Annotated in this window: 6 protein-coding genes; all 6 read left to right on the forward strand. The window is 62.2% G+C overall.

Going from position 1 to position 5,762, the window contains the following annotated elements:
* Positions 1-523, forward strand: a 523-nt coding sequence (locus P8X48_12355; GenBank protein MEJ2108097.1) for a hypothetical protein, incomplete at its 5' end; no start/stop codon positions are given.
* A 135-nt stretch (positions 524-658) separates the two neighbouring features.
* Positions 659-1,861, forward strand: a complete 1,203-nt coding sequence (locus tag P8X48_12360; protein ID MEJ2108098.1) for an NAD-dependent epimerase/dehydratase family protein — start codon at positions 659-661, stop codon at positions 1,859-1,861.
* Positions 1,858-2,820 carry an NAD-dependent epimerase/dehydratase family protein gene (locus P8X48_12365; GenBank protein ID MEJ2108099.1) on the forward strand — a complete coding sequence of 321 codons (963 nt, stop codon included), beginning with the start codon at positions 1,858-1,860 and terminating at the stop codon, positions 2,818-2,820. The genes P8X48_12360 and P8X48_12365 overlap by 4 nt, the downstream gene beginning before the upstream one ends.
* Before the next feature lie 167 nt (positions 2,821-2,987).
* Entirely contained in the window at positions 2,988-4,091 is a 1,104-nt protein-coding gene (locus tag P8X48_12370) for a CapA family protein (GenBank protein MEJ2108100.1), read from the forward strand.
* A gap of 142 nt (positions 4,092-4,233) precedes the next feature.
* Positions 4,234-4,623: a hypothetical protein gene (locus P8X48_12375; GenBank protein ID MEJ2108101.1), complete on the forward strand. Its 390-nt coding sequence runs from the start codon at positions 4,234-4,236 to the stop codon at positions 4,621-4,623.
* Positions 4,620-5,645 (forward strand): fructose-bisphosphate aldolase class I, encoded by a 1,026-nt coding sequence (locus P8X48_12380; GenBank protein ID MEJ2108102.1) that lies wholly within the window; start codon positions 4,620-4,622, stop codon positions 5,643-5,645. The genes P8X48_12375 and P8X48_12380 overlap by 4 nt, the downstream gene beginning before the upstream one ends.
* The last annotated feature ends 117 nt before the right edge of the window (positions 5,646-5,762 follow it).

Raw genomic sequence — 5,762 nt, forward strand, 5'->3', positions numbered from 1 at the left:
CGCGTTTCAAACACTGGGCTATGTCCGCGGCGGACGCCGGCTGAACGATGATGATCAACTGGATGTGTTCTCCTGGCGGCTGCACAGCGTTCACGAGACCTACACCGCGCCGGCGTGGAAGGGTGCGCCCCGGGCCTCGACCGTGCAGCTGATCGGGGTGAAATCGGACTACCTGTTGAATGACAATTTCTCCGTCAGCGGCCAGGCGCTGGCGGCCTACGAGGGCGGTGCCGGGGGCTATGCCGTCGGCCTGCTGGGGGCAGGCTGGACCAGCAATCCGTCGCTGAATCACAAGCTGCGCCTGCTGGTGGATGCGGGTTTGGGGGCCGCCGGCGGGGGCGGTATCGACACCGGCGGCGGCGCGATCGCCCAGGGCACGATCGGCGTCGCCTACATCGCCGGCAAGCATCTGGACCTGACCGCGGCCTATGGACAGGCGCTGGCCCTGGACGGGGGCCTGGACACGCCGGTCATCGAGTTTGGCCTTTCCTATCGCTTTGCCAGCCTGGGACGGAAGCCCTGAATTTCCAGCAAATTTAGGCCCTTGTGGCGGGTATTTGTCGATTTGCTAGAATGTGCACAATTAAGGGCGCCAGCGCCCGCCAATTGGGGAGGGAGTAATGAGAGTACTGGTTCTGGGAGGCGATGGGTTCTGCGGTTGGCCCACCAGCCTGCATCCAGCCTGCATCTGTCCGCGCTGGGCCACGACGTGGCCATTGTCGACAACCTGTCCCGCCGCAAGATCGATATCGAGCTGGAGTGCGATTCCCTGACCCCGATCCGCCACATGGGCGAGCGCCTGCGGGCGTGGAAGGAGCACACGGGCCGCGACATCGGCTTTTTCAACATCAACGTTGCGCGCAACTACCAGCGCCTGCTGGACCTGCTCAAGGAGTGGAAGCCGCACGCGGTGGTTCACTTTGCCGAACAACGGTCCGCGCCGTATTCCATGAAGACCAGCTATCACAAGCGCTACACCGTCGATAACAACCTCAACGCAACGAACAATCTCATGGCCGCCATTGTCGAGAGCGGCCTCGACATCCACGTCGCCCACCTCGGGACCATGGGGGTCTATGGCTACGGCACCGCCGGGATGAAGATCCCGGAGGGCTATCTCAAGGTCCACGTAAAGAACGACGACGATGAGTTCGTGGAGAACGAGATCCTGTATCCCGCCAACCCCGGGAGCATTTATCACACGACCAAGACCCAGGACCAGTTGCTGTTCTTCTTCTACAACCGCAACGACGGCGTCAAGATCACCGATCTGCACCAGGGCATCGTCTGGGGCACGCAGACCGACGAAACGCGGATGGACGAGCGCCTGATCAATCGCTTCGACTACGATGGCGACTACGGCACGGTACTGAACCGTTTCCTCATGCAGGCCGCCATTGGCTATCCGCTGACCGTGCACGGCACGGGCGGCCAGACCCGCGCCTTCATTCACATGCAGGATACCGTGCGCTGCATCCAGCTGGCGCTGGAAAATCCGCCGAAGGATGGCGAGCGCGTACAGATCTTCAACCAGATGACCGAGACCCACCGGGTGCGGGAGCTGGCGCAGATGGTGTCCGAAAAAACCGATGTTCCCGTCGACTATATCGACAACCCGCGCAAGGAAGACGACGAGAACGATTTGCACGTTTCCAACGACAGTTTCCTCAAGCTCGGCCTGCGGCCAACCAGCCTGGAAGACGGCCTGCTGGAAGAGGTGACCGAGATCGCGAAGAAGTACTCCGATCGCTGTGACCGGGAAAAGATACCGTGCACCTCGCTGTGGGTGGACCGCAAGGACGAGCCGGAGAAAGGCAAGGCGGACCTGCACGCCGTCGCCACCAGCGGCAAGAACAAATGACCGTGTCGGGCAAGGTGCTCATCACCGGCGGCCGCGGCTTCGTCGGCGTCAACCTGGTTCGATCCCTGGCGAAGAAGCGGGACGTGCGTGTGGTGGACAATCTCTCGCGCTTTTCACCGACGGGGTGGAGCGGCACGGAAGCGGAGATGTTTGAGGGAGACATTCTGGATCGGCCCCGCCTGGCGGCGGCCATGGACGGGGTGTCCCATGTCGTTCATCTGGCGGCCTACGGTTCGGTGGTCGAGTCCGTTGGCGATCCGGAGCGCAATTTCGAAATCAACGCCCGCGGTACCCTCAATGTACTCAAGGCCGCGGTCGATGCCGGCGTGCAACGCCTGGTGTTTGCATCCACCGGCGGTGCCCTGATCGGGGATGCCACGCCACCGGTGAACGAGGATTCGGTTCCCCGGCCCATTTCTCCGTACGGAGCGAGCAAGTTGTGCGGCGAGGGTTACTGTCACGCCTTCGCGAAGTCCTACGACCTGGAAACCGTGTGCGTTCGCTTCGGCAACGTGTACGGGCGCGACAGCGCGCACAAGAAGGGCGCGGTTACCGTGTTTATCAAGGCCCTGATGCAGGACGAACCCATCGTGATCTATGGCGACGGTTCGGCCTCCCGTGACTACATTCATGCGGACGATATCTGCGCCGGAATCCAGTTGGCGATGGATACTGCTCTGCCCGGACCGGAAGTGTTTCACCTCGCGTCGGGTCGCGAGACGACGGTGCTGCAGCTGGCGAAGATTTTGTGCGACATCGCCGGCAAGCCCGACCACCCGATCGAATTTCGTTCCGCCCGTCGCGGCGAGGTCACGCGCAACTTCGCAAGCTTTGACAAGGCCAGCAAGGTGCTAGGGTTCCAGCCCAGCCGCAAGCTGGAAGAAGGCCTCGCCGAAACCTGGGAGTGGTATCAGGAGCAGGGCGAGGTTGCCCTTACCGCAGAGCAGAGCGATTCCTGAGGTTCGCGGTCGGCTTCTCCGATCGTCGGCATCATGACAAGTCCTTGCGTCAGATCAAGGACTGTTTCCCCTTAAGCGTCATAGGCTGCGCGCAAGTATCCCGATCGCATGCCGTGGAAGGCCTGGGTCAGAGGGTACATCCTCAATACCAGGGAAGCGTTTGCGCGGTGGTCACCCTTTTTCTATGTGGCGACGTCATGACCGGTCGCGGTGTCGACCAGCTCTTTTCCCATGCCAGCGATCCACAGTTGCACGAACCCTATGTGGATTCGGCCACGTACTACATCCACATCGCCGAACGTTGTACGGGTCCGATTCCGCGCAAGGTCGAGCCGGGCTATGTCTGGGGCGACGCCCTGGAGGTTTTGGAACGATTCCAGCCGGAGGTCCGCATCATCAATCTGGAGACTTCCATTACGCGAAGCGATGACTGGTGGCAGGGAAAGTCGGTCCACTATCGCATGCATCCGGCGAACGCCGGTTGCCTGAAGGCGGCGCACATCGATTGCTGTGTGCTGGCGAACAATCACGTCCTGGACTGGGGAAGGGAGGGCCTGGCCGAGACCCTGGACGTGTTGCGGGAGGCGGGGGTCCAGGTGGCGGGCGCCGGCAGGGACCTGTCCCACGCCGAGGCACCGGCCATTCTGGAAACGGCGCATAACGGCCGGGTGATCGTGTACGGTTTCGGGGCGCGCTCCAGCGGCATCCCGGAGGACTGGGACGCGGAGCGGGATCGGCCCGGTGTGAATCTCCTGCCGGATTTCTCGCCGCAGACCGTGGAGCATGTCGCGCGTCATGTGCGCGAGACAAAGAAACCCGGTGATGTGGTCGTGGCGTCCATCCATTGGGGTGAGAACTGGAACTATCGCATCCCGGACGAGCAGCAGGGCTTTGCCCACGCCCTCATTGACGAGGCGGGCGTGGATCTGGTGCATGGACACTCCTCGCATCATGTAAAGGGAATGGAGGTCTACGCAGGCAAGCTCATCCTGTACGGATGCGGCGATCTGCTCACGGACTATGAGGGCATCGACGGCTACCAGGAGTTTCGCGGCGACCTGGGATTGATGTATTTCCCGTCCCTGGACCCGGGCGACGGTCACCTCGAACGCCTGCTCATGGTTCCCACCCAAGTGCGGCACTTCCGTATCCAGCGGACGGCCGAAGAAGACACCCGCTGGCTTGCGGCCGTAATCAATCGGATGGGGAAGGGTTTCGGGGTCGGGGTCGAAATCACGGACAGCGGCGAGCTGGAGCTGCGCTGGCGCTGAACGGGCGGCGTTTTCTGTCGCCAATTCCCCAAAAAGTCCGGCACTTCTCGTCCGTATTGATGTCCATCAAGGTGTGATCGTTCCCGGGCCGCTAGGGTTCCAAATCCAGGCCCTGTGTGGCAAAGCATTCTGGAGGCAGCCGATGATTGAGCACCGACTCGGCATGCGTGAACCGATCGAACGGCGTGTTTGCATCCACCGGCCAAAAAGACGGGCCATTTTCGGACACTGTCGTGACGTCAGTAGCAGCGGCATGTTCGTTCGTACCTTCCGCAACGATCTTGCGGTCAATTCAAAGGTACAGTTGATCACCGTGTGGCGCGAGGGAACGGTCTACCGTATGCATCGCGTGAAGGCCATTGTCGCCCGCGTGGGCAGGAGAGGGGTTGGCCTGATGTTCGCCGATCCGGACATGAAGGCCGTGTATCATTTGTTGGCGCGCCTGCGCGGCGGCACCCATGGACAAAAACACTCCGCCCGGGGAACGGACGGGGACGTCATCGATATCGCTCCGGAGGGGCATGGTACATGAGCACGGAAACCGATCTGCAGGACACCATTGGCGCACTGGTACAGGAAGGCAAGGGGATACTGGCCATGGATGAAAGCGCGCCCACCATCGCCAAGCGTTTCAAGGGTATCGACGTTGAATCCACCGAAGAGAATCGTTGCGCCTACCGCTCCTTGTTGTTGACGACCGAAGGGGTCGGTGAATTCATCAGCGGCGCCATTTTGTTCGAGGAGACCCTGGGCCAGAAGACCGCCGACGGAACCCCGTTGCCCGAGGCGGCGATGCGCGAAGGCATCGTCCCCGGGATCAAGGTGGACAAGGGCAAGCACGATCTGCCCGGTGCCCCGGGGGACCTGGTTACCCAGGGCCTGGACAACCTTGCCCAGCGCTTGCAGGAGTACAAGAAGCAGGGCGCGCGCTTCGCCAAGTGGCGCGAGGTGTACCCGATCACGGACCGCAATCCCACCCAATTGGGCATCGATGCGAACGCGGAAATGCTGGCCCGTTATGCCGCGGCCTGTCAGGCGGAAGGCATAGTACCCATCGTCGAGCCGGAGGTATTGCTGGACGGGGATCACACCATGGAGCGCTGCGCCGAGGTCGTGGAACTGGTGCAGCATGCCGTCTTCCATGCCCTGCATCGCCACGGCGTGAAGCTCGAACACATGCTGCTGAAACCGAGCATGATTCTGCCGGGCAAGGACAGCAAACAAACCGCGGATCCGGAAGAGGTTGCGCGCATGACGGTGCGGGTCCTGCGGCGCACCGTGCCCGCGGCCGTGCCCAGCATCAACTTCCTGTCCGGCGGCCAGAGCGCGGAACAGGCCACGGCCAACCTCAACGCCATGAACGTGCTGTTCCCGAATGAACCATGGGAGCTTTCCTTCTCCTATGCCCGCGCCCTGCAGCAGCCGGTGCTGGAGGCATGGAAAGGCAAGGCGGAGAACGTCGCTGCCGCGAAGAAGGTCTTCCTGCACCGCGCCAGACTCAACGGCGCCGCCCGCCGCGGCGAATACCAGACGAAGATGGAGAAAGCGGCGTAGGGGAAGCAGCCCGGGTCTATCGGCTCCCGGGCGCGGCGAGGCTGTCGCGGCTCAGCAGAATCACCTCGATCTCTTCAATGATCTCTTCCTGGCGCAGGCTGTTGCTGCGCCGGGTGA

It is taken from the genome of Acidiferrobacteraceae bacterium (assembly GCA_037388825.1).
Lineage (GTDB): Bacteria > Pseudomonadota > Gammaproteobacteria > Acidiferrobacterales > JAJDNE01 > JARRJV01.